Raw genomic sequence first — 21,496 nt, 5'->3', positions numbered from 1 at the left:
TAATCGGATGGACTCGTCCGCGGCGGTCACTATGGTTGGTCGATGGACGTTGTCAGCACTGCCGACGTCTCGCCGGGCGACCGGTTCGTCTTCTGGCGCGAGGTCAGCGCGAAGCTCTGGGTACCGTACGACCTGACCTGGGAACGGCAGGCGGGGACCGGATTCGAGGCACGGGTCGGCATCAGCGAGTTCGGCCCGGTGCAGGCGACCCTGATGACGACGATGGCGCACTCGGTGCGCCGTACGCCCCGGCTGATCCGGCAGGCCGATCCGGAAGTGTTCAAGGTGAGCTGCCTGGTCAGTGGCAGCGGCAGGCTGACGCAGGACGGCAGACGCGCGGAGTTCGGCCCCGGGGATCTCGTGCTCTACGACACCTCGCGTCCGTACGTGGCCGAACTCCGGCCGGACGATCTGACGAGCCGGATGCTGCTCCTGCGTTTCCCCCGGGCCCTGCTGCCGTTTCCCTCCCGGGAACTGCGTGAACTGAGCGCCGTCCGCATTCCCGGTGCCCGCGGCGTCGGCGCGTTGGCGTCGCGTTTCCTGCTGCAGCTCGCCGCCCAGATGGACGAACTGACCCCGGCCGAGACCGCGCGTCTGGCCACCCTGACGCTCGACGTGCTGATCACGGCGTTGGCCGACGCGCTGGACACCCAGAGAGTCGTCCCCGCGGACACGCGCCGGCGGGCGCTGACCGCCCGCATCCATGCCTTCATCCGCGACCATCTCGGCGACCCGGGCCTGACCCCGAACATGATCGCCGCGGCGCACCACATCTCCGTGCGCCACCTCCACAAGCTGTTCCAGCAGGAGGAGCACACCGTCGCCGCCTGGATCCGCGAACAGCGCCTCGACCGGTGCCGACGCGACCTCGCCGAACCCCGGCTCGCCGCCCGCACGATCAACGCGATAGCCGCCCGGTGGGGATTCACCAGCGCCGCGCACTTCAGCCAGGCGTTCCGCGCCCGGTACGGCCAATCGCCCACCGAGTTTCGCCAGCAGCTCCCGATCGTGCACGCAGACTGAACACCTGTGCACCCAGTCACAACGACAGGTGTGGATGCGAGAGGCAGTCTCGTCTCAGGAGGTCGGCCCATCCGAAGCGACAGCAACGGGAAGGGAAATCATGCGTTCGTGGGCAAGGAGACTCTACCGGGCCACCGCCGTGGCCCTGGTCCTCGCCATGTTGCCGGTCATGTCCGGCACGGCGCAGGCCGCCGACGTGGCCTACAACCAGAAGAACCAACGCCTGGACGCCAGGCCGAACAGCGGGATGCCGATCGCATCGGTCAGCCGCGAGATCACGCTCGAGGAGGGCACCTACGGCTGGTGGACGTTCCCCACCTCGGCACCGTGCCAGACCTACACCGGCCGCATCCTGCCCGGCACGTACACCTGGACGGACCAGCTCTGGCCCGGGGTCCCCGGCGTCGGAACCTACCGGCACCACAGCTACCTCACGGAGGTGGACGGCGGCTGGTCGTACCACCTGCAATGTGACTTCCAGCTGTCCGCCACTGGTTCGTACACCTGGGGCAGCGGTCTCGATCCCCACTTCTGACCCGCACGGCTGAGCTCACAGTTCCGTCAACATCGTCAAGGGAGATCCGCATGAGACTCGCACGAATGTCGATCGCCGCCGTCATGTTGGGCGGCGCCGCCGTGCTGGCGGTCGCCGCTCCGGCCCACGCGTCCTGCCCGCAGGGGATCGCCAGCTTCGAGCCGCAGGTCAACGGCACGTTCGCCGGGACCGGCATCAACATCCGCACCGGGCCCGGCTCCGACTGCACCTCACTCGGCCAGGGTCAACCCGGTCAGACCGCGACGTTCCGCTGCTGGAGGACCGGGCACGACGGCGCCCGCTGGACCTACCTGCACAACCGCGCGACCGGCGTGTCGGGCTGGTCCCGGAGCAACCTGCTCTCCGGCGGGGGTGCCACGGTCTCGTGCGGCATCTGAACCGCAGCCGCACGCCAGCATGAGGTCCGAGGCCGTCCAGCACCCGACGCCTCCCGCCCGGGCCCGCGACGTCACAACCCGAGCCACGCGGATCGCCGCCTACCGCGACGGTTCCGGGAGGTCGGCGTCGGCGGGTGCGGTTGTCGCCGCACCCGCCGACGCGACGGCGGTCAGTCGGCGCGGTCAGCACCGGCAGGTGGGGCGAGCTGGTCGCGGCGGCGGGTGAGGTAGGCCCGCTCCGCGGGGTTGCCGGCGAGACCGATGGCCCGGTCGTACGCCGCCCGCGACTCGCCGCCGCGCCCGAGGCGCCGCAGCAGGTCGGCACGCGCGGCGTGGAAGGCGTGGTAGCCGTCAAGGACCTCGGCGAGCCGGTCGACCTCGGCGAGCCCGACCCCGGGGCCGTCGACCTCGGCGACCGCGACCGCCCGGTTGAGCCGCACGATCGGCGAGGGGTTGAGCAGCACCAGGCGGCCGTAGAGGGCGACGATGGTGGACCAGTCGGTGTCCCGGGCGGACGGGGCATCCGTGTGGACCACGTTGATCGCGGCCTGCAACTGGTAGCGCCCGGGCGGGTCGCCGCCGGTCGCCACCGCGTCAATCCGCTCGCGGACCAGGGCGTTGCCCTCGGCGATGAGAGTGCGGTCCCACGCACCGCGGTCCTGCTTGTCGAGGGTCACCAGCTCCCCCGTGCGGGACACGCGCGCCGGCCGCCGGGCGTCGGTGAGGAGCATCAGGGCGAGCAGGCCGGCCACCTCGCCGTCGTCCGGGAGGAGGCTTCGGAGCAGGCGGCCGAGGCGGATCGCCTCCTCGGTGAGGTCGACGCGCACCGGGTCGTCCCCCTCGCTGGCGAGGTAGCCCTCGTTGAAGACGAGGTAGACGACCGCGAGCACGCCGGCGAGCCGCTCGCGGATGTCGTCGGCCGAGGGCACCCGGTAGGGGATGTGTGCCGCCTTGATCTTTGCCTTGGCACGGGTGATCCGTTGCGCCATGGTGGTCTCCCGCACCAGGAAGGCGCGGGCGATCTCGGGGACGGTGAGGCCGCCGAGCAGGCGCAGGGTGAGCGCCACCCTGGCCTCCAGCGCGAGCGCGGGATGGCAACAGGTGAAGATCAGTCTGAGCCGGTCGTCCTCGACCGGGCCGGTCGGTCCGGCAGGGGTGTCGTCGTACACCATCCGGGCCGCCTGGTGTCTGGCGTCGCGCTGTGACTCGCGACGGAGCCGGTCGATCGCCTTGCGGGTCGCGGTGGTGGCGAGCCAACCGCCGGGATTGGACGGAACGCCCTCGCGCGGCCACCGCTCCGCAGCCGCCACGAACGCCTCGGCCGTCGCGTCCTCGGCGACGTCGAGATCGCCGAAACGGCGCGCGAGGCCGGCGACCACCCGCGCCCACTCCTCGTGGTGGACACGGGTGATCGCCTGCTCGACGGTGGGACCGGTCACGGCGCCAGCAGCGCTCGGACCGATTCCCCGGTCCGGAAGGGACGCACCTCGACCGTGCCGCGGCACGCTCTCGATCCCTCGGCCGCAAGCGCCAGGGCCACGTCGAGGTCGGCCGCCTCGATGACCCAGAAGCCCCCGAGGTGCTCCTTCGTCTCCAGGTAGGGCCCGTCGGTGAAGGACGGCCTCCCGCCCTGCCCGTCGACGGTGGTGGCGGTCGTCGCGGGCTCCAGGCCGTCGGCGAAGACGAGGTGACCGTCCCGCTGGAGCCTCTCGTTGAAGGCGCCGGTGTCGGCGAACGCCCGCAGCATGGCCTCGCGGGAGGGATAGGCGCCGAACTCGGTGTGCTCGGCCGGTCCGTAGACCGACAGCAGGTATCGGGGCACCGCGCTCACTGCTCCCCGGAGCCGTTACGCCCGGCTTCCCCCGGGCCTCGGAACCGGTGCACCTCCTGCGGCCAGTCGAGCGCGGTCGCGAGCCTGCCGGCCCAGTATCGCGCCGCCTCGTCGTCGGGCACGTCCACGACGGCGAAACCGCCGAGGTGCTCCTTGGTCTCGACGTACGGGCCGTCGGTGAAGACGGGCTCGCCGTCGACCGCTTCGACGCTGCACACCGCGGTGGACCGGTCGAGTCCGCCGTTGCTGAAGATCAGGACACCCTCGGCCCGCATGTCCGCGACCACGGCCCGGCCGGCCCTGCCCTTCTCGCGAATCTCCTCCGCCGTGTGTGGGGGCACCCACTCGTCGTTGAAGGTGATCAGGTACTCCGTCATGCCGTCTCCTCTCAGTCCCCGGACGGGGGCATTGCCCGACGCCTCGTGTCCGACGGCCCAGCCGACCGCCGCACACTGGTTCCACGAACGGTTGCGCCTCGATACGACACCATCTTCGGAGAAATCGAGGTCCAGGATGCGGCACGAGGGGTGGGACGGGTCACGGTCGTTTCGAAGCCGTTCGCGTTACCCGGCGGTTGTGGTGGCGCGAACGGGCACAGTCCGGGATAGCCTTGCCGCATATGGCTACCTATCGCAGCGCCTCAGTGCTCCTCTCCTCCGACGGCACCCGGACCCCCGGCACCGCCGCACTCTTCGCCGAGCCCGCCCGCAGGGGTGGGACCCCGCCCTGGGCGGGCGACTTCCGGCCCGCCAACAGCGCCGGCAACGGCCCCAAGAACGCGGTCGGGAAGACCTTCACGTTGGAGTTGCCCGACGGCAGCACCGGCAAGGTCGTGGTCCAGGGCCTCAAGAGCGGAAAGGGCGGCGTCGTGCTGGCGTTGATGGGCGAGGACGCGCCCCCCTTCTGATCGGAAACTGATCGCCGCCGCCACCGGCTGGGAGACGGCCGGTACGCGCGGTGCGCCGCAGCGCCGGTGGCGGCTCGGGTCCCGGCCTGCCCGGACGCTCACGGATCGGACCTGGTCGGCGGCGCGCCGACCAGGGCCACCCGTCAGCGGCGGCCGGCGGCCAGGGCGACGAGGTACTGTCCGCCGCCCACGTCGACGCTCGCGGTCACCGGCAGTCCGGGCACCAGGCGGGAGAACCGGTCGACCAGCCAGTCCGCCGCCGCCTGGGCGTCCTTCTCACTCGGACAGCGGGCGACCAGTTCGCGACCACCCTTGCGTTCGAGTCGCTCGGCGACGGTGATCAGTGGCGCGGGCTCCACCACGTGCAGGTGCTCCGGCCAGGCGATGACCACCTTGACCGCGCCCTTGCGGGTGTTGCAGGCACGGTGCGCGAGTCGCTCGGCGACCTTGGCCTTCTTGTCGGCGGTGCGGCTGTCGACGCTGGGACCACGCGGGTCGTTCACCGACCTGCCCGCGTCGACCGGCTCGTCGCACACCCAGCAGCGCCAACCGTCACGCCTCGCGACGTCATCGAGGGAACTCATCCGAGCAAACTAGCCTGTCCGCCGCCGGCCGACGACAGCCCCGGCCGCGGCCCGGGCCAACCGCCGATGTCCGACACCACTCCCGGGCGACGGTCTGGGATGCTTCTCCCATGCCCTCCTACCCGCCCACCTTCGCCGACCAGGTCGTCACCCAGCCGGCCCGTGCCCAGTTCGAGGCGTTCCTCGACGAGCACCGCCGTGCGCTCAACGGCTGCCTGGACGGGCTGACAGAGGAACAGGCGCGCCGGTCGCTGGTGGCCTCCCGGACCACGCTGCTGGGCCTTGTGAAGCACGTGACCTTCGTCGAGAAGGTCTGGTTCGACGAAGCCGTCACGTGCCGGTCGCGCGCGGAGATCGGTATCCCCGCGACGCCGGACGAGTCGTTCGTCCTCGACGACGACGACACGATCGCCACCGTCCGGCACGCACACCGCGAAGCCTGCGAAGCGTCACGCCGTGCGACGTCGTCCCTGGGACTGGACGACATCCTGCCCGGCAACCGGCGGGGCCCGCTTCCGCTGCGGTGGGTGTATCTCCACGTGCTGCGCGAGCTCGCCCAGCACTGTGGGCACGCGGACATTCTCCGGGAGCAGATCCTCGACGGGTAGCGCGCGGACGTCCCCGCATGCCGCTGAGCACGCGTCGTCGGCGTGGCGCCCCGGCGCTCCACCGTCGCCTGATCTCGACGCGGCTCAAGAAGGTCCGCCGAGGGGTGCGCCGATGTCCGGCAGCCTACGGCCGGGTGGACGGAGGCAGCTTCCCCAGCGTGCGCACCGCGGTCGAGGAGACCGCGGCCAGTTCGGGCCGCGCGGGCAGAAACACCGTGGGGACGCCCAGCGACTGGTTCATCGCGGCGAGCTGGTACTCGGCCTGGAGGTCGCTGGTGTTACGCACGCCGCGGACGATCACCCCCACGTCGTGGCGACGGCAGTAGGCGGAGGTCAACCCGCTCCAGGCCGCGACGGTGACGGAGGTCCACCCGGCCGGCAGGACGGCCCGGACAGCGGCCGCCCGCTCCTCCTCGTCGGCGCTCGGATTCTTGGTGCCGTTGACCGCGACGAGCACGACCACCTCGTCGAAGAGGTCGCGTGCCCGGGTCACCACGTTCAGGTGCCCGGGAGTGAAGGGATCGAAGCTGCCGGGGTAGACGGCTCGCACGCGTACGCGACCGGGGGTGCGTGCTGTCGGGGTGCTCATGGCCCGACTGTAGGTTTCGGCTGGCGGATCCGCCGGCCCGGGTGTGGGCGATGTGTCACAGCGCCGTGCACACGTGGCCGCACCCGCCGGGCCCGTAAACGCTTTGCCGCCGCGCCGGGCCGCCCCTAGCATCCGCCGGATGCGGATCCGCGAGTTCCACGAGTCCGACTGGGCCCGGGTGTGGCCCGTCGTCCAGGAGGTGGTCCGGGCGCGGGAGACCTTCCCCTACGACCCGGAGCTGACCGCCGACCAGGCGTACGACATGTGGGTGGAGGCCGCGCCCGGCCGGACGGTGGTCGCGGTCGACGGCGACGCGGTGCTCGGCACCGCGAAGATGGGCACCAACCGCCCCGGGCCGGGCTCGCACGTCGCCACCGCGAGCTTCATGGTGGCCCGCGCGGCGCGCGGGCGGGGCGTGGGCACCGCGCTGTGCCGGCACGCCGTCGACTGGGCCCGCGAGCGGGGGTACGCCGGGATGCAGTTCAACGCCGTGGTGGCGAGCAACGCCACCGCCGTGGAGCTGTACCGGCGGGAGGGGTTCGCCGTGGTGGGCACGGTGCCCGGCGCGTTCCGCCACCCCGCCCTCGGCCGGGTCGGCCTGCACGTCATGTACCGGGAGTTCTGACCGGCACGACGGACGCCGCCGCGCGCCGGAACGCCCACCTCCGGCGGGTGGGATCCGGCGCGACGGCGGCGTCGGTCAGACGGCGGCCTTGGCGACGGCCTCGGCGCGCAGGTCCTCCTCGGAGGCGCCCCGGCGCCAGTAACCGGAGAAGGTCACGTGGCGGCGGTCCAGGCCGCGCTCGCCCACGAGGTGCCGGCGCACCGAGCGCACCATCGAGGACTCGCCGGCGATCCAGGCGTACGGGGTGCCGGCCGGCAGCCGGGCGGCGCGCACCGCGTCCGCCAGCAGGGTGCTGCCGGGGGCGGTGCCGCCGCGCACGATCCAGCGCACCTCGGCCCGCGCCTCGGTGGGCAGCTCCTGGATGTCCCCCGCGTCGGGGACCTCGATCCAGGCCCGCACCGGGGTGCCGGGCGGCAGCCAGGCCAGGATCCCGGCGGCGGCCGGCAACCCGGTCTCGTCGGCCACCAGCAGGACGGAGTCCGTGCCGACCGGGGGGCGGAAGCAGACGCTGCGGTTGTCGCGCACGGCCGGGCCGAGCAGCACCACCCGGTCGCCCGGCAGGGCGTGCCGGGCCCAGCGGGAGGCGGGGCCGGTGTCGCCGTGGCTGACGAAGTCGATGTCGACCTCGGCCGCCTCGGGGCGCTGCTCCCGGATGGTGTACGAGCGCATGACCGCGCGCACGTCGGGGTCCATGGCCCGGTAGGCGCCGAACCAGTCCTCCCCCGCCTCGACGGGGAGCACCGGCTCGGGCTGGCCGGGGTGCGGCAGGAACAGCGAGACGCTCTGGTCCCGGCCGCCCCCGGCGAAGTCGGCCAGCTCCGGCCCGCCGAAGGTGACCCGGACCAGGGAGGCGCCGACGCGGCGGGCGCCGACGACCTGCGCGGCGAAGAGGCGGTACTGGACGGCGACGGCGGTGGTCACGGGGTGACCTTCTTCGCGCCCTTGATGGCGGTGGCCAGGTTCTCCAGCAGCGGCGCGGCGCCCGCGTAGGAGAAGCGGGGCACCGCGTCCCACGGGGCGATCTGGTTGGCCTTGACCGCGGGGAGCTGCTGCCAGGTGGGCTTGGCGGCCATGTCCTTGGGCTGCAGGGCCGAGGCGCGGTTGTCGAGCAGCATCAGGTCCGCCGGGAACTTGCCCGCGTTCTCCCAGCTCAGCGCCTCGAAGTAGTCGCCGGCCTCCAGCTTGGTGGGTACGACGAGGTCGACGCCCAGCTCGGCGAAGTACATCAGGTCGGTGCTGACCTTGGGGTTCGAGACGTAGAACAGGTCGGGGCTGCCGGAGCAGGCCATCACCTTGATCCCCGGGTTCGTCTTGACCGCCTGGCGGACCGACTCGGCAGCGGCCTCGAAGCGGGCCTTGGCGTCGGTGACCTTCTTCGCGGACAGGTCGGCGCCGAGGGACTCGGCGAGCTGCGCGTACCGCTCGATCGGCTTGGTCATCGGCACCCGTGCGGTGGTGATCGCGACGCTGGGGGCGAGCGGGAGGATCTTGCCCTTGCTCTCGTCCGGCACGTACCAGAGGGCGCCCGGGTCGTACATGTGGGTGACGAGCAGCTGGGGCTGAAGGGCGGCGTACTTCTCCAGGTTGAACTCGCCCCACACGTTGCCGAGGATCTGCACGGACTCCACGTTCAGGTCGCCGGCCTGCGGCTCGGCCGTGCCGTCGGCGCGCTTCGTCTCGCCGAACACCCCGACGATCTGCTTGTCGAGCCCGAAGTCGACCAGCGCGGCGGCGACCCCCGTGAAGGCGACCACCCGGGTCGGGCGCGCGTCGGCGCTCACCTTCTCGTTGCGGTCGTCCGTGAACGACCACGGCCCGCCGGAGTCCTTGGCGGCGGGGGTGGCGGAGTCCTCGTCCCCGCCGCAGCCGGCGAGCAGGGCTGCCAGGGTGGCGGCGCCACCGGCGGCGAGCAGGCCCCGGCGGGAGAGGCGGCGGGCGGACACGGGATGCGGCATGGTGGTGTCTTTCGATCAGGGTCGGGCGAATGACCATGGACAGCGGGGTTAGGTTAACCTAACCTAAACGGCTGTCAAGTCCCGTTCGGAATTCCGCACCACATCGGAGCCCACACTGTCCGCCACCCTCTCCCCCCGCGTCGGCGCGCCGCCGGCACCGCCGGTCGTACGCCGGCCCGGCCGGGCCACGCTGCGGGCCGCCGGCCTCGCGGCGTCGGTGCTGCTGCTCGCGGCCGTCGCGGTGCTCAGCATCGCCGTGGGCGCCAAACAGCTCCCCCTCACCGACGTGTGGCAGGGCCTGCTGGACCGCGACGCCGCCGAGTACGCCGTCGTGCACCGCATGCGGCTGCCACGTACGCTGCTCGGCCTGCTCGCCGGGGCGGCGCTCGGCGTCGCCGGCGCGGTGATGCAGGCGCTGACCCGCAACCCGCTCGCCGACCCCGGCCTGCTCGGCATCAACGCCGGCGCCTCCGCGGCGGTGGCCACCGGGGCGCTGCTGTTCGGCATCGGCGGCGTCGGCGGGCAGGTGTGGTTCGCGCTGCTCGGCGCGGCGGCCGTGACCGCCGCCGTGTACGCCGTCGGCGGCGGGCGCGGGGCCACCCCCGCCCGGCTGGCGCTGGCCGGCGCGGCGCTCAACGCCACCCTCTACTCGTACGTCAGCGCGGTGATGCTGGTGGACACGGCCTCGCTGGAACGCCTGCGGTTCTGGACGGTCGGCTCGCTGTCCAGCGCCGAACCGTCGACCGTCCGCACGGTCGCGCCGTTCATGGCGGCGGGCCTGCTGGTCGCCCTGGCCGTCGCCCGCCCGCTCAACGCGCTGGCCCTCGGCGACGACGCGGCGCGCGCGCTCGGCGCCCGCCCGGCCCTGGTCCGGGGCGCGGTCATCCTGGCGATCACGCTGCTCTGCGGCGCCGCCACCGCCGCCTGCGGGCCGATCGTCTTCGTCGGGCTGCTGGTGCCGCACCTGGTGCGCGCGCTCACCGGGCCGGACCTGCGCTGGCTGCTGCCGTACTGCCTGGTGCTGGCGCCGGTGCTGCTGCTCGGCGCCGACGTGCTCGGGCGGGTGCTGAGCCGCCCCGGCGAGCTCCAGGTCGGGCTCGTGACCGCCGTGGCCGGCGGGCCGCTCTTCCTCTGGCTGGTGCAGCGCGGACGGGTGGCCCACCCGTGATCACCCTCCGTACCCGCGGCCTGTCCCTGCGGCTGCGTCCCCGCGCCGTCGCCGTCGGCGTCGCCTGCGTGCTGCTGGCCCTGGCGCTGAGCGTGCTCGCCATCGGCAGCGGCGACTACCCGATGAGCCCCGCCGACGTGCTGCGCGCCCTCACCGGCCGGGGCACCCCGGCCGAGGAGTTCATCGTCACCGAGCTGCGGCTGCCCCGGGTGGTCACCGCGCTCTGCGTCGGCGCCGCGCTGGCGTTGGCCGGCGCGGTCTTCCAGTCGCTCGTACGCAACCCGCTGGGCAGCCCCGACATGCTCGGCTTCACCCAGGGCGCGGCCACCGGGGCGCTCGTCGTGGTGGTGCTCGGCGGCAGCAGCCTGGCGCTGGCCTCGTCGGCGGTGGTCGGCGGGCTGGTCACCGGCGCGCTGGTCTACGCGCTGTCCTGGCGGCGTGGTGTGCACGGGTACCGGCTGATCCTGGTCGGCATCGGCACCATGGCGATCCTCACCGGGGTCAACGGCTGGCTGCTCACCCGGGCCCCGCTGATGGACGCCGCCCGCGCCGTGCTCTGGCTCACCGGCAGCCTCGACGGCCGCGGCTGGTCGAACGCGCTGCCGCTGCTGATCGCGCTGGGAGTGCTGGTTCCCCTCATGCTGGCCGGCTACGGGCCGGCGATGCGGCTGGTCGAGATGGGCGACGACACCGCCGCCGCCCTCGGCGTACGCGTGGAGCGGCTGCGCCTGGTCGTGCTGGCGGCGGCGGTGCTGCTGGTCTCCCTCGCGGCGGCCGCCGCCGGGCCGGTGAACTTCGTGGCCCTCACCGCGCCGCACCTCGCACGGCGGCTGACCCGGGCCCCGGGGCCGAACCTGCTGCCCTCGGCGGCCGTCGGCGCGGTCCTCCTGGTCGCCGCCGACCAGCTCGCGCTGCGGGCCTTCCCCGGGCACCAGCTGCCGGTCGGCGTGGTGACCGGCGTGCTCGGCGGCGCCTACCTGGTCTGGCTGCTGGCCACCGAGCGCCGGGCCGGCCGGCTGTGACCGGGCCGGCCGGCGGGCCACCCACGACGAGAACGGAGCACCGAGCATGCAGTCCCGGCTGAGCGGCACCGCGATGACCCTCGCCTACGAGCGGCGGACCATCGCGCAGGACCTGAGCGTCGCCGTGCCCGACCGGTCCTTCACGGTCATCATCGGCCCCAACGCCTGCGGCAAGTCCACCCTGCTGCGGGCCCTGTCCCGGCTGCTGAAGCCGGCCGCCGGGGCGGTGCTGCTCGACGGCGAGGACATCCACCGCCAGCCCGCCCGCAGCGTGGCGCGCACACTCGGCCTGCTGCCGCAGACGTCCGTCGCGCCGGACGGCATCGGCGTCGCCGAACTCGTCGCCCGCGGCCGGTACCCGCACCAGGGGCTGCTGCGGCAGTGGTCGCGCGAGGACGAGCGGGTGGTCACCGAGTCCATGGCCGCCACCGGGGTCGCCGACCTGGCCGACCGGGCCGTGGACGAGCTCTCCGGCGGGCAGCGGCAGCGGGTGTGGATCGCGATGGCGCTGGCCCAGCAGACCCCCCTGCTGCTGCTCGACGAGCCGACCACCTACCTGGACATCGCCCACCAGATCGAGATCCTCGACCTCTGCGCCCGGCTGCACGAGGAGCAGGGCCGCACGCTGGTGGCGGTGCTGCACGACCTCAACCACGCCGCCCGCTACGCGACGCACCTGATCGCGATGCGCGAGGGGCGGGTGGTCGCCGCCGGCGCACCCCGCGAGGTGGTCACCGCCGAACTGGTCGAGGAGGTCTTCGGCCTGCCCTGCCGTGTGATCGACGACCCGGAGAGCGGCACCCCGCTGGTGGTCCCCGCCGCCCGCCGCCGGGCCCCCGCGAGCGCCCCGACGGTCGCCGCCGCCGGCGGGTGAGAGCTCCGGGCGGTGACGGGCGCGGGCGGGTGAGGGCGGGTGAGGGGCGCTCGCGCCGCCGGCCGGGGCCGCCGGACCGCCCGCGCCGCGCCGGGGGTCGACCTACTCGCGCATCGACCGGAATCATCGTACGGTGGCACACGATGCGTGATCTCGCCAGTACCTACCGCCAGGACGTCGACGGCTTCGGCCGGGTGACCATCCGCCCCGTCGACCCCGACACCGACGTCGACCTGATCCACGCCTGGGTCAGCCAGGAACGCGCCCGCTTCTGGGGCATGCGCGACGCCGGCCGGGACCGGGTCGGGGAAATCTACCGCTACCTGGACTCGCTGCCCACCCACCACGCCTGGCTGACACACCGCGACGGCATGCCGGTGGCGCTGTTCCAGACCTACGAGCCGGCCGCCGACCCGGTCGGCGAGTGCTACCCGGTCCAGCCCGGCGACCACGGGGCCCACCTGCTGATCGGCCCGGCCGACACGGTCGAGCGGGGCTTCACCGGCACCCTGTTGCGCGTGTTCCTCGACTTCGTCTTCGCCGACCCGCGACACCGGCGCGTCGTGATGGAGCCGGACGCGCGCAACGACAAGGCGGTGGAGCGGCTCCTGCGCACCGGCTTCGTCGCCGGCCCGCTGATCGACGTGAACGGCAAGCGGGCCAGGTTGCTCTTCCTCGACCGCGAGACGTTCGAGACCGGCCGGCCCTGAGCACGGGGACGGCCGGCGGATCCCGCGCGGGACGGCCGGCGTCGTGACCGGTGCTCCCCGGGCGGTCGCCCGCCCGGGGAGCGGCGGCGGCTCAGCCGCCCGGTCGCAGCACCCGGCCCGGGCCGGCGGCGTTGTCCGCCGCGGCCTGGCTGCGCTGGGCGCCGGTGACGCAGACGTCGTCACCGAGGAAGGCGTCGCGCCACACGTAGCCGGCGACGCAGGTGTGCGGGCCGTACGCGCCGTTGACCCAGCGGCTCGCGGCGACCGCGTTGTCCGCGAGCACCTGGGAGCGGGTCGTGCCGGTGACGCAGACGTAGTCGGACTGGTCGGCGTCGCGCCAGACGTACCCGCTGACGCAGGTGTTCGGCCCGGAGACCAGGCGTGCCGGGTTGCGGCGGCTCGCCGCGGCGGCATTGTCCGAGGCGGCCTGGGTGCGCTGGGCGGCGGTCACGCAGACGTCGTCACCGGCGTACGCCTCCCGCCACACGTAGCCGGCGACGCAGGTGTGCGGGCCGTAGGCGCCGTTGATCCAGCGGCTCGGGGCCGCCGCGTTGTCCGCCCACACCTGGCTGCGGGTGGCGCCGGTGACACAGACCATGTCGCCCGGCCGGGCCTCCCGCCAGACGTAACCCTGCAGGCAGCGGTTCACCACGTCCGTGGTGACGGTGACCGACGCGGAGTTGCCGGAGATCCAGTTCACGCCGATCTGCACCCCGTTGGCGTTGAGCGACTGGACCGGGCCGCCGCCGGGCCCGGTGCGCAGCAGCGTGGGCGTGCCGTTGCGGACCTCGTGCAGCAGGACCGTGTCGGCCGGGATGCCGGCGCTCCAGCCGGTCTTGCGGCGGAACTCCACCGTGTAGTAGTGGAACGCGTCGGCCGGGTCGAACGGGATCCGGACCAGTTGCGGGCCGCTCGCCGCCGGCACCTCCAGCGGCGCCATCGTGATGCTGCGCGAGCCCACCCCGTCGGCGGCCATGGTGAACACCCGGTTCTTCGGCAGCCAGCCCAGCTCGTCGCGGTGGAACGCGTTGAGTCCCACCGCGCTCGTGCCGTAGTTCGCCGTGGTGAAGGCGTAGATGTGCATGGCGCTCATCTCGTCCCACGGGTCGTCGTACTCCCCCGGCTGGGACCACGGCGCGTTCTGGTACGTGGTGTCGTTGGAGAACGAGTGCCCCAGGTTGTAGCCGTGCAGCATCTCGTGGGCCGCGAAGCCGACGTTCCAGGCACCCGGATCGAGCAGCACCCGTCCGCCGGCGGCACCCGAGTCGACCCAGTCGTTGAGCATGACGGCGGTACGGTGTCCGGCGGGCACGGTGTAGCCGTTGGCGGCGGCCGTGTCGACGCAGCGCTGGATGCGGGTGCCGCGGTCGATCGACTGGTACTGCGCCAGGGTGTACGGCATGGTGTACCAGCCCCGGACCGCCGAGCCGGCCAGCGACACCCGGCCGCCGGACTGGTCGGCCAGGTAGTCCGCCACTCCCGAGGTGCCGAGGCCGGCGTCGGTGAGGAAGTTGGCGAAGAACGACGGCGCCCTGGGCTCGGCCGGCTTGTCGCTGAACTTGCAGAGCAGCACCGACCAGGGGGTGTTGTTGCGGATCGGGCTTGCCGCCGCCGGCCCCGTCGCCGCCACCACCGTCCCGAGGACGGCGCAGCCGAGCGCCACGGTCGCCGTGGCGACCCGGCGCAGGAGGTTGGATCCCACTCGCACTCTCCGTTTCCGTCGGCCCGCACGATGCGGGCCAGTGGGAGACATCGGAGCACCGGGAGGCACCGTCCGGGCGCGGTGAGTCACATTGGCGACGGGCCGGAATCCGACTCGCTCCCGCCGCCGGGGCCGGCGGCGGGAGCGGCGCGACGGGTCAGCCGTGCAGCCAGCGGTGGATGCACTGCAACAGGTCGGCGGCGTCGACCGGCTTCGTGACGTAGTCACTGGCGCCCGAGGAGATGCTCTTCTCCCGGTCGCCGTGCATCGCCTTCGCGGTCACCGCGATGATCGGCAGGTCGGCGTAGCGGGGCATGGCACGGATCGCCGCCGTCGCGGCGTAGCCGTCCATCTCCGGCATCATGACGTCCATCAGCACGAGATCGATGTCGTCGTGGCGCATCAGCGTCTCGATGCCCTGCCGGCCGTTCTCCGCGTAGACCACGTCGAGCCCGTGCAGCTCCAGGATGTTGGTCAGCGCGAAGACGTTGCGCGCGTCGTCGTCCACCACCAGCACCTTGCGGCCGGCCAGGTCGGCGGGCAGGGCCTCGACGGCGGGACGGACGTCGGTCACCACCGGGGCGAACGGCAGCACCCGCTCCGGGGTCACCGCCGTGAGGTGCAGGGCGATCCGCTCGCGCAGGTCGTCCAGGCTGCGCAGGACCTCCAGCGGCCGCTCGTGGGACAGCGCCTGCAACAGGGCCTGCGAGCCGGACGGCAGCGGGTGGCCGTGGTACGCCAGCACGGGCACCCCGCGCAGCGCCGGATCGTCGTGCAGCGCCTTCAGCAGGTTCGTACCGCCGTCGTCGGGCAGGTCGAGCTGGAGCACCAGGACGTGGTGCCGCCCGCCAGCGAGTGCCTCGAGCGCCGAGGCCACGTCCACCGCGGTGGAGATCTCCACCGGCGGGTGCGCGTCGCCCAGGTCCGCCGCGACGCCCTGGGCGAGCAGCGTGAGCAGCCCCTTGTCGTGGCGCTCCAGCACGAGCATCCGGCGGGCCTCGCCGGGTTGGAGGGTCACGGCCGGCGGCAGCGTGGCCGGGGCCACCCAGGGCAGGGTGGCCGGCGGCGTCCAGGGCAGCGCGCCGGCTCGGCCCACTGCCGGCGACGGGCCCGTCGGGCGGTCGTCCGCAGCCGCGTCGCCGGTCCCGGCGGGCACCGGCCCGACGGGCAGGTAGAGGGTGAACGTGCTGCCCCTGCCGAGCACACTGTGCGCCTGGATCCGGCCGCCGAGCAGGTGGGCGATCTCCCGGCTGATGGACAGCCCGAGGCCCGTGCCCCCGTACCGCCGGCTGGTCGTGCCGTCGGCCTGCTGGAACGCGTCGAAGATGGCGGTCAGGTGCTGTTCGGCGATGCCGATGCCGGTGTCGATGACCCGGAACGCGATGACGGTGTCCGTCGGGGCGAGCCCCTCGGGCAGCTCGCCCGGCGCGGCCCGCTCGATCCGCAGCCGCACCTGCCCCTTCTCGGTGAACTTGACCGCGTTGGAGACCAGGTTGCGCAGCACCTGCCGCAGCCGCTGCTCGTCGGTGTGCAGCTCGGCCGGCACGCCCGGCCCGGTGCTGATCTCCAGCTCCAGGCCCCGGGGGGTGGTCAGCGGCCGGAAGGTGGCGTCGACGTAGTCGCGCAGCGCGGCCAGCTCGAAGGTCTCCGGGTTGATGTCCATCTTCCCGGCCTCCACCTTGGACAGGTCGAGGATGTCGTTGATGAGCTGGAGCAGGTCGGTGCCGGCCGAGTGGATGACCGTGGCGTACTCCACCTGCTTGGCGGTCAGGTTGCGGTTCGGGTTCTGCGCGAGCAGCTGGGCGAGGATGAGCAGCGAGTTCAGCGGCGTACGCAGCTCGTGGCTCATGTTGGCCAGGAACTCCGACTTGTACTTGGAGGCGAGGGCGAGCTGCTGGGCGCGGGCCTCCAGCTCCTGCCGGGCCTGCTCGATCTCGGAGTTCTTCGTCTCGATGTCGTGGTTCTGCCGGGCCAGCAGGGCCGCCTTGTCCTCCAGCTCCGCGTTGGAGCGCTGGAGTTCCTCGGAGCGGGCCTGCAACTCCTCCGAGCGGGCCTGCAACTCCGCGGCGAGGCGCTGCGACTCGGTGAGCAGCACGTCGGTGCGGGCGTTGGCGACGATGGTGTTGACGTTGACGCCGATGGTCTCGGTCAGCTGGTCGAGGAAGTCGCGTTGCACCTCGGTGAACCGGCTCATGCTGGCCAGCTCGATGACGCCGAGCACCTGGTCCTCGAAGAGGATCGGCAGCACCACCAGGTGCAGCGGGGCGGCGGCGCCGAGGCTGGAGGAGACGGTGACGTAGTCGGCCGGCACGGTGTCCACCACGATGGCCCGCTTGCTCACCGCGGCCTGCCCGACGAGCGAGTCGCCGAGGACGTACCGGCGGCCGGAGGTGTCGTGCCCGTACCCGCCGACCACCCGCAGGCCGGTCCCGCCGGGGCCGTCGTCCACCAGCAGGAACGTGCCGAGCTGCGCGGAGACCAGCGGGGCCAGCTCGTTCATCACCAGACCGGCGACCACGTCCAGGTCGCGGTGGCCCTGCATCAGGCCGGCGATGCGGGCCAGGTTGGTCTTGAGCCAGTCCTGTTCCTGGTTGGTGCGGGTGGTCTCGCGCAGCGACTCCACCATCGAGTTGATGTTGTCCTTCAGCTCGCCGACCTCGCCGGGGGCGTCCACGGTGATGGAGCGGGTCAGGTCGCCGGTGGCCACGGCGCTGGTCACCTCGGCGATGGCGCGCACCTGACGGGTGAGGTTCCCGGCCAGCTCGTTGACGTTCTCGGTGAGCCGCTTCCAGGTGCCGGAGACGCCCTCGACCTCGGCCTGACCGCCGAGGCGGCCCTCGCTGCCGACCTCCCGGGCCACCCGCGTCACCTCGGCCGCGAACGACGACAGCTGGTCCACCATCGTGTTGATGGTGGTCTTCAGCTCCAGGATCTCGCCGCGCGCGTCGACGTCGATCTTCTTGGTCAGGTCGCCCTGGGCCACGGCGGTGGTGACCTGGGCGATGTTGCGGACCTGGCCGGTGAGGTTGTTCGCCATCGAGTTGACGTTGTCGGTCAGGTCCTTCCAGGTGCCGGCCACGTTCGGCACCCGCGCCTGCCCGCCGAGGCGGCCCTCGGTGCCCACCTCACGGGCCACCCGCGTCACCTCGTCGGCGAACGCGCCGAGCGTGCCGACCATCGTGTTGATGGTCTGGGCGAGTACGGCCACCTCGCCCTTGGCCTCCACGGTGATCTGCCGGCTCAGGTCGCCCTGGGCGACGGCGGTGGCGACCAGCGCGATCGAGCGCACCTGGTTGGTGAGGTTGTTGGCCATCTCGTTGACGTTGTCGGTGAGGTCCTTCCAGGTCCCGCCGACGTTGGAGACCCGGGCCTGGCCGCCGAGGCGGCCCTCGGTGCCCACCTCCCGGGCCACCCGCGTCACCTCGTCGGCGAACGCGGAGAGCTGGTCGACCATCGTGTTGATGGTCTCCTTCAGCGCCAGGATCTCGCCGCGCGCGTCGACCCGGATCTTCTGGGTCAGGTCGCCCTTCGCCACGGCGGTGGTCACCTCGGCGATGCTGCGCACCTGGGCGGTGAGGTTGTCCGCCATGACGTTGACCGACTCGGTCAGGTCCTTCCAGGTGCCGGAGACGCCCTTGACGTCCGCCTGGCCGCCGAGGCGCCCCTCGGTGCCGACCTCGCGGGCCACCCGGGTCACCTCGTCGGCGAACGACGACAGCTGGTCCACCATCGTGTTGATGGTGTTCTTCAGCTCCAGGATCTCGCCGTGCGCGGTGACGGTGATCTTCTGCGACAGGTCGCCCCGGGCCACCGCCGTGGCCACCTGCGCGATGCTGCGTACCTGGTCGGTGAGGTTGACCGCCATGGAGTTCACCGAGTCGGTGAGGTCGCGCCAGGTGCCCGCGACGCCGCTCACCTGGGCCTGGCCGCCGAGCCGCCCGTCGGTGCCGACCTCGCGGGCCACCCGGGTCACCTCGTCGGCGAACGACGACAGCTGGTCCACCATCGTGTTGATGGTGCTCTTGAGCTCCAGGATCTCGCCCCGGGCGTCGACGGTGATCTTCTGCGACAGGTCGCCCCGGGCCACGGCGGTGGTGACCTGGGCGATGTTGCGGACCTGGCTGGTCAGGTTGCCGGCCATGAAGTTCACCGAGTCGGTGAGGTCGCGCCAGGTGCCGGCCACGCCGGGCACCTCGGCCTGGCCGCCGAGGCGGCCCTCGCTGCCGACCTCCCGGGCCACCCGCGTCACCTCGTCGGCGAACGACGACAGCTGGTCCACCATCGTGTTGATGGTGATCTTCAACTCCAGGATCTCGCCGCGCACGTCCACAGTGATCTTCTGCGACAGGTCGCCCCGGGCCACCGCCGTGGCCACCTCGGCGATGTCGCGGACCTGGTCGGTCAGGTTGCCCGCCATGGCGTTGACCGAGTCGGTGAGGTCCTTCCAGGTGCCCGACACCCCGGGCACCTCGGCCTGACCGCCCAGCTGCCCCTCCGTGCCCACCTCCCGGGCCACCCGGGTCACCTCGGAGGTGAACAGCGACAGCTGGTCGACCATGCCGTTGAAGACGGTGGCGATCTCCCCGAGCAGGCCGTCGGCGTCCTCGGGCAGCCGGGTGCCGAAGTCGCCGTCCCGCACCGCCGTCAGGCCGGCCAGCAGCTGGCGGAGCCCCGGGTCGGCCATCGCGGCGGCCCCACCGGTCGCCGGGTTACGCCGCGACGCCGTCTTCTCGACCACCACAACCACCTCGCGGAACGGCCGGGGGCCCGCCCGCCGGCACAACATCGACCGCGCAAGTATGCACAGCCCGCTCGTCGCACGCGCGCCGACCGGCGCCTTGCGAAGCCCGCCGTCCGGCGGCTCCGCCGCGGCACGGTGACCAGCACGGTTACCGGGGGCACGGCGGGGGTAGAGGCGACGCTCGAACCGGTCCGACCGGAACGGGGACTCGCCGGGGCGGTCCTCGACGCCGGCCCGGCACACGGGTCCGGTGTGGAGCGCCCCACCGGAAAAGGGGTACGGACGGTGCGACAGTGGTGGCGGGGCGTGGGCGGGCGGATCCGGCGCGACGGCGCGACGGTGGTCGAGTTGACCCTCGCCGCGACCGCGGCCTGGGTCCTCGCCGCCCGGGTGATCGGTCACCCGGACCCGTTCTTCGCCCCCACGGCGGCGCTGGTCGTCCTGGGCGAGGCGCGGGGGCGGCGGGTCCGGCAGACGATGGAGATCCTGCTCGGGGTCGCGGCGGGCGTGCTCGTCGCCGAGCTGCTGGTGTACGCGCTCGGCCCCGGCACCGGCACCGTCTTCCTGGTGCTGCTGCTCACCACCGGCCTGATGGTGGCGATCGGGGCGCGCACCACCCTCGTGGTGCAGGCGGCGGTCTCCGCGATGTACCTGGTGGCGGTCGCCGCGCCCAGCGGCACGCTGATGCCCTTCCGGTTCGTCGACGCGCTGATCGGCGGCGCGGTCGCGCTGGCCGCGAGCCAGCTCCTGGCGGCCCGCGACCCGCTCGCCCCGCTGATCCGCGAGGCCCGGCAGAGCTTCGCCGACCTGGCCGAGGTGCTCGACGCGCTCGACGACGCGCTCGCCCGCTGCGACGAGACCGCCGCCCGGGCGGCGCTGGACCGGGCCCGGGAGCTGGACGACTGCGTGGACCGGCTGCGCACGGCGGTCCGGGCCGCCGGGGAGACGCTGCGGTTCCACGTCCGTCGGCGGCGGCACGTCGGGCAGGTGCGGGACGTGGAGGGGACCACCCGGCAGCTGGACTACGCCGTGCGCAACGTCCGGGTGCTGGCCCGCGCCGGGGTGACGCTGACCCGGCTGTGCACGGGGACGCCGCCGGAGCTGGGCGACGCGCTGCCCGCCCTGGCAGCCGCCGTACGCGCCGCGGGCGAGGCGGTGGCGACCGACCTCACCGGCGAGGACGCCGACCGCCACGCGGCGCGGGCCGACGAGGCGGCCATGACGGCGGTACGGGTCGCCGGCCGGCTGCTCGCGTCCGACCCGGCGCTGCCCGTCACGATGATCGTCGGCCAGATCCGGGCGACCGCCATCGACCTGCTGCGCGGCGTCGGCCACGACGACGTGGCCGTGCTGGCGCGGGTGGACGAGGCGCTCGGGGTGGTGCCTGCCCGGCCCGCGTCGCAGCGCTCCGACAGCGCGTAGCGGACCAGCACGACATCGCCGATCCGGCGGGTCTCCGCCACCCGCGCCCGGCGGCCGGGGTGCCAGGGGGAGCTTCGGTCGCCGACGAACCGGGGCGCCGGCGGCACGGGCCGGTCCCGTCAGCGGGGTGCCACGAGGCCGGCGTAGTCGTCGGCGGTCAGGGGCCGCCGGGACAGCGACCCGTCGGCACGCGGGACCCCCAGCGGGGCCCCGCCCCGGAAGAAGGCCACGGTGTCGACGTCGGAGCGGCCGGTCAGGGTGCAGACGATCTGCCCGAAGGCGAGGACCTCGTCGCTGCGGCCCGTCTCGTCGCCGGCCCCGCCGAGCTCCACGTCGACCTCGTTGCCCCGGGGCCGGGCGGCGGCGACCGGCACGGCCCCGGGCAGCGCCGTGGTGAGGCCGCCGTCGCGCTCGGCGGCGGTCGGGCCGGCCAGCAGGTGCTGGAGCTGGGCGTCGACGGTGGGCGTGCCGTCGACCCGGCGCTCGACGCGGACCAGCCGGTCGTCGCGTACGAAGCAGAGCACCTCCGTCGTCCGCCCGGCCGTCAGGGTCGGGGTCGGCGTCGCCACGACCGCCCCCGGCGAGGGGAACGGCCCGGGTGGGGGCGCCACGGCGCGCGGGGCGCCCTCGGTCGGGACGCCGCAGCCGCCCAGCAGCCCGAGGACGACGAGCGCGGCGCCCGCGCTGCGCCACCGGCCCCCCCGGCGGGACGCGGGCGCAGGGCTGCCGGGCGCGCGGCCGGTCCCGGCGGGCGGCGGGTGCCCGGGCGCGCGGCGGATCACGGCAGCACCCCGGGTAGCTC

At 73.5% G+C, this 21,496-nt stretch carries 21 protein-coding genes and 1 pseudogene; 11 read left to right on the top strand and 11 right to left on the bottom strand.

The annotated features are described in order from the left end of the window. The first annotated feature begins 42 nt into the window (after window positions 1-42). The 3 genes from ACFHW0_RS08785 (at window position 43) to ACFHW0_RS08775 (ending at window position 1,956) form a co-directional block, all read left to right on the top strand. Window positions 43-1,023, top strand: coding sequence for a helix-turn-helix domain-containing protein (locus ACFHW0_RS08785; RefSeq protein ID WP_416606775.1), 981 nt, complete (start codon window positions 43-45; stop codon window positions 1,021-1,023). 100 nt (window positions 1,024-1,123) lie between these two features. After that, window positions 1,124-1,558 carry a hypothetical protein gene (locus tag ACFHW0_RS08780; protein ID WP_416606773.1) on the top strand — a complete coding sequence of 145 codons (435 nt, stop codon included), beginning with the start codon at window positions 1,124-1,126 and terminating at the stop codon, window positions 1,556-1,558. Window positions 1,559-1,608: 50 nt separating this feature from the next. Continuing rightward, the gene (locus tag ACFHW0_RS08775) at window positions 1,609-1,956 is read left to right on the top strand and encodes an SH3 domain-containing protein (RefSeq protein WP_416606771.1); all 348 of its coding nucleotides are present in this window, start codon (window positions 1,609-1,611) and stop codon (window positions 1,954-1,956) included. 170 nt (window positions 1,957-2,126) lie between these two features. Here the strand turns inward: ACFHW0_RS08775 and ACFHW0_RS08770 are convergent, their stop codons facing one another. The 3 genes from ACFHW0_RS08770 to ACFHW0_RS08760 are packed head-to-tail and all read right to left on the bottom strand — an operon-like array spanning window position 2,127 to window position 4,164. Beyond that, window positions 2,127-3,395: an RNA polymerase sigma factor gene (locus ACFHW0_RS08770; protein WP_416606769.1), complete on the bottom strand. Its 1,269-nt coding sequence runs from the start codon at window positions 3,393-3,395 to the stop codon at window positions 2,127-2,129. Then, a complete protein-coding gene (locus tag ACFHW0_RS08765; RefSeq protein WP_416606767.1) occupies window positions 3,392-3,787 on the bottom strand; it encodes a YciI family protein in 396 nt (131 codons plus the stop codon). Before ACFHW0_RS08765 ends, ACFHW0_RS08770 begins: the two co-directional genes overlap by 4 nt. After that, entirely contained in the window at window positions 3,784-4,164 is a 381-nt protein-coding gene (locus ACFHW0_RS08760; RefSeq protein WP_416606766.1) for a YciI family protein, read from the bottom strand. The genes ACFHW0_RS08765 and ACFHW0_RS08760 overlap by 4 nt, the downstream gene beginning before the upstream one ends. Window positions 4,165-4,406: 242 nt before the next feature. Here ACFHW0_RS08760 and ACFHW0_RS08755 point away from each other — a divergent pair, with 242 nt between their 5' ends. Further along, window positions 4,407-4,694, top strand: a complete 288-nt coding sequence (locus ACFHW0_RS08755; protein WP_231926050.1) for a hypothetical protein — start codon at window positions 4,407-4,409, stop codon at window positions 4,692-4,694. 143 nt (window positions 4,695-4,837) lie between these two features. Here ACFHW0_RS08755 and ACFHW0_RS08750 read toward each other — a convergent pair whose 3' ends face one another. Next, window positions 4,838-5,278: a hypothetical protein gene (locus ACFHW0_RS08750; protein WP_416606763.1), complete on the bottom strand. Its 441-nt coding sequence runs from the start codon at window positions 5,276-5,278 to the stop codon at window positions 4,838-4,840. A gap of 110 nt (window positions 5,279-5,388) precedes the next feature. Here ACFHW0_RS08750 and ACFHW0_RS08745 point away from each other — a divergent pair, with 110 nt between their 5' ends. After that, window positions 5,389-5,886: a DinB family protein gene (locus ACFHW0_RS08745; RefSeq protein ID WP_416606761.1), complete on the top strand. Its 498-nt coding sequence runs from the start codon at window positions 5,389-5,391 to the stop codon at window positions 5,884-5,886. A 124-nt stretch (window positions 5,887-6,010) separates the two neighbouring features. On the opposite strand, the gene coaD is transcribed toward ACFHW0_RS08745, so the two are convergent. Further along, complete coding sequence (coaD, locus tag ACFHW0_RS08740) at window positions 6,011-6,475, bottom strand: pantetheine-phosphate adenylyltransferase (protein WP_416606759.1); 465 nt, start codon at window positions 6,473-6,475, stop codon at window positions 6,011-6,013. Between the two features lie 139 nt (window positions 6,476-6,614). Here coaD and ACFHW0_RS08735 point away from each other — a divergent pair, with 139 nt between their 5' ends. Further along, window positions 6,615-7,100, top strand: coding sequence for a GNAT family N-acetyltransferase (locus ACFHW0_RS08735; protein ID WP_416606757.1), 486 nt, complete (start codon window positions 6,615-6,617; stop codon window positions 7,098-7,100). 75 nt (window positions 7,101-7,175) lie between these two features. Here the strand turns inward: ACFHW0_RS08735 and ACFHW0_RS08730 are convergent, their stop codons facing one another. Further along, window positions 7,176-8,021, bottom strand: a complete 846-nt coding sequence (locus ACFHW0_RS08730; RefSeq protein WP_416606755.1) for a siderophore-interacting protein — start codon at window positions 8,019-8,021, stop codon at window positions 7,176-7,178. Further along, a complete protein-coding gene (locus tag ACFHW0_RS08725; RefSeq protein ID WP_416606753.1) occupies window positions 8,018-9,055 on the bottom strand; it encodes an ABC transporter substrate-binding protein in 1,038 nt (345 codons plus the stop codon). Before ACFHW0_RS08725 ends, ACFHW0_RS08730 begins: the two co-directional genes overlap by 4 nt. Before the next feature lie 217 nt (window positions 9,056-9,272). Here ACFHW0_RS08725 and ACFHW0_RS08720 point away from each other — a divergent pair, with 217 nt between their 5' ends. The 4 genes from ACFHW0_RS08720 to ACFHW0_RS08705 all read left to right on the top strand — a co-directional run bounded on the left by ACFHW0_RS08720 (window position 9,273) and on the right by ACFHW0_RS08705 (window position 12,829). Next, the gene (locus ACFHW0_RS08720; protein WP_416606751.1) at window positions 9,273-10,223 is read left to right on the top strand and encodes a FecCD family ABC transporter permease; all 951 of its coding nucleotides are present in this window, start codon (window positions 9,273-9,275) and stop codon (window positions 10,221-10,223) included. Continuing rightward, window positions 10,220-11,245 carry a FecCD family ABC transporter permease gene (locus ACFHW0_RS08715; RefSeq protein WP_416606749.1) on the top strand — a complete coding sequence of 342 codons (1,026 nt, stop codon included), beginning with the start codon at window positions 10,220-10,222 and terminating at the stop codon, window positions 11,243-11,245. The genes ACFHW0_RS08720 and ACFHW0_RS08715 overlap by 4 nt, the downstream gene beginning before the upstream one ends. Before the next feature lie 46 nt (window positions 11,246-11,291). Next, window positions 11,292-12,119 (top strand): ABC transporter ATP-binding protein, encoded by an 828-nt coding sequence (locus tag ACFHW0_RS08710; protein WP_121399371.1) that lies wholly within the window; start codon window positions 11,292-11,294, stop codon window positions 12,117-12,119. A gap of 143 nt (window positions 12,120-12,262) precedes the next feature. Further along, window positions 12,263-12,829 carry a GNAT family N-acetyltransferase gene (locus tag ACFHW0_RS08705; RefSeq protein ID WP_416606746.1) on the top strand — a complete coding sequence of 189 codons (567 nt, stop codon included), beginning with the start codon at window positions 12,263-12,265 and terminating at the stop codon, window positions 12,827-12,829. Between the two features lie 91 nt (window positions 12,830-12,920). On the opposite strand, the gene ACFHW0_RS08700 is transcribed toward ACFHW0_RS08705, so the two are convergent. Both ACFHW0_RS08700 and ACFHW0_RS08695 read right to left on the bottom strand, forming a co-directional pair. Next, a complete protein-coding gene (locus ACFHW0_RS08700; protein WP_416606744.1) occupies window positions 12,921-14,531 on the bottom strand; it encodes a hypothetical protein in 1,611 nt (536 codons plus the stop codon). Between the two features lie 157 nt (window positions 14,532-14,688). Then, entirely contained in the window at window positions 14,689-19,215 is a 4,527-nt protein-coding gene (locus ACFHW0_RS08695) for a HAMP domain-containing protein (protein WP_416607018.1), read from the bottom strand. A 342-nt stretch (window positions 19,216-19,557) separates the two neighbouring features. Here ACFHW0_RS08695 and ACFHW0_RS08690 point away from each other — a divergent pair, with 342 nt between their 5' ends. Beyond that, window positions 19,558-20,694, top strand: coding sequence for an FUSC family protein (locus tag ACFHW0_RS08690; protein ID WP_416606742.1), 1,137 nt, complete (start codon window positions 19,558-19,560; stop codon window positions 20,692-20,694). On the opposite strand, the pseudogene ACFHW0_RS08685 reads toward ACFHW0_RS08690, so the two are convergent. Further along, window positions 20,673-20,792 (bottom strand): annotated as a pseudogene (locus ACFHW0_RS08685) (deaminase); the annotation flags it as partial. The gene ACFHW0_RS08690 and the pseudogene ACFHW0_RS08685 sit on opposite strands and share 22 nt — an antisense overlap. 21 nt (window positions 20,793-20,813) lie before the next feature. After that, complete coding sequence (locus ACFHW0_RS08680; protein WP_416607017.1) at window positions 20,814-21,350, bottom strand: GerMN domain-containing protein; 537 nt, start codon at window positions 21,348-21,350, stop codon at window positions 20,814-20,816. Between the last annotated feature and the right edge of the window lie 146 nt (window positions 21,351-21,496).

The sequence above is a fragment of the Micromonospora sp. LOL_025 genome, assembly GCF_048060285.1.
Classification (GTDB): Bacteria; Actinomycetota; Actinomycetes; order Mycobacteriales; family Micromonosporaceae; genus Micromonospora.
This window is presented reverse-complemented; position numbering and strand designations above follow the sequence as displayed.

What these genes read in the sequence shown, in the direction of transcription:
- ACFHW0_RS08695 (WP_416607018.1), bottom strand. Translation starts at nt 19,215, where the DNA reads ATGGCCGACCCGGGGCTCCGCCAGCTGCTGGCCGGCCTGACGGCGGTG.
- ACFHW0_RS08735 (WP_416606757.1), top strand. Translation starts at nt 6,615, where the DNA reads ATGCGGATCCGCGAGTTCCACGAGTCCGACTGGGCCCGGGTGTGGCCC.
- ACFHW0_RS08755 (WP_231926050.1), top strand. Translation starts at nt 4,407, where the DNA reads ATGGCTACCTATCGCAGCGCCTCAGTGCTCCTCTCCTCCGACGGCACC.
- ACFHW0_RS08705 (WP_416606746.1), top strand. Translation starts at nt 12,263, where the DNA reads ATGCGTGATCTCGCCAGTACCTACCGCCAGGACGTCGACGGCTTCGGC.
- ACFHW0_RS08775 (WP_416606771.1), top strand. Translation starts at nt 1,609, where the DNA reads ATGAGACTCGCACGAATGTCGATCGCCGCCGTCATGTTGGGCGGCGCC.
- ACFHW0_RS08745 (WP_416606761.1), top strand. Translation starts at nt 5,389, where the DNA reads ATGCCCTCCTACCCGCCCACCTTCGCCGACCAGGTCGTCACCCAGCCG.
- ACFHW0_RS08760 (WP_416606766.1), bottom strand. Translation starts at nt 4,164, where the DNA reads ATGACGGAGTACCTGATCACCTTCAACGACGAGTGGGTGCCCCCACAC.
- ACFHW0_RS08750 (WP_416606763.1), bottom strand. Translation starts at nt 5,278, where the DNA reads ATGAGTTCCCTCGATGACGTCGCGAGGCGTGACGGTTGGCGCTGCTGG.
- ACFHW0_RS08725 (WP_416606753.1), bottom strand. Translation starts at nt 9,055, where the DNA reads ATGCCGCATCCCGTGTCCGCCCGCCGCCTCTCCCGCCGGGGCCTGCTC.
- ACFHW0_RS08710 (WP_121399371.1), top strand. Translation starts at nt 11,292, where the DNA reads ATGCAGTCCCGGCTGAGCGGCACCGCGATGACCCTCGCCTACGAGCGG.
- ACFHW0_RS08785 (WP_416606775.1), top strand. Translation starts at nt 43, where the DNA reads ATGGACGTTGTCAGCACTGCCGACGTCTCGCCGGGCGACCGGTTCGTC.
- coaD (WP_416606759.1), bottom strand. Translation starts at nt 6,475, where the DNA reads ATGAGCACCCCGACAGCACGCACCCCCGGTCGCGTACGCGTGCGAGCC.
- ACFHW0_RS08780 (WP_416606773.1), top strand. Translation starts at nt 1,124, where the DNA reads ATGCGTTCGTGGGCAAGGAGACTCTACCGGGCCACCGCCGTGGCCCTG.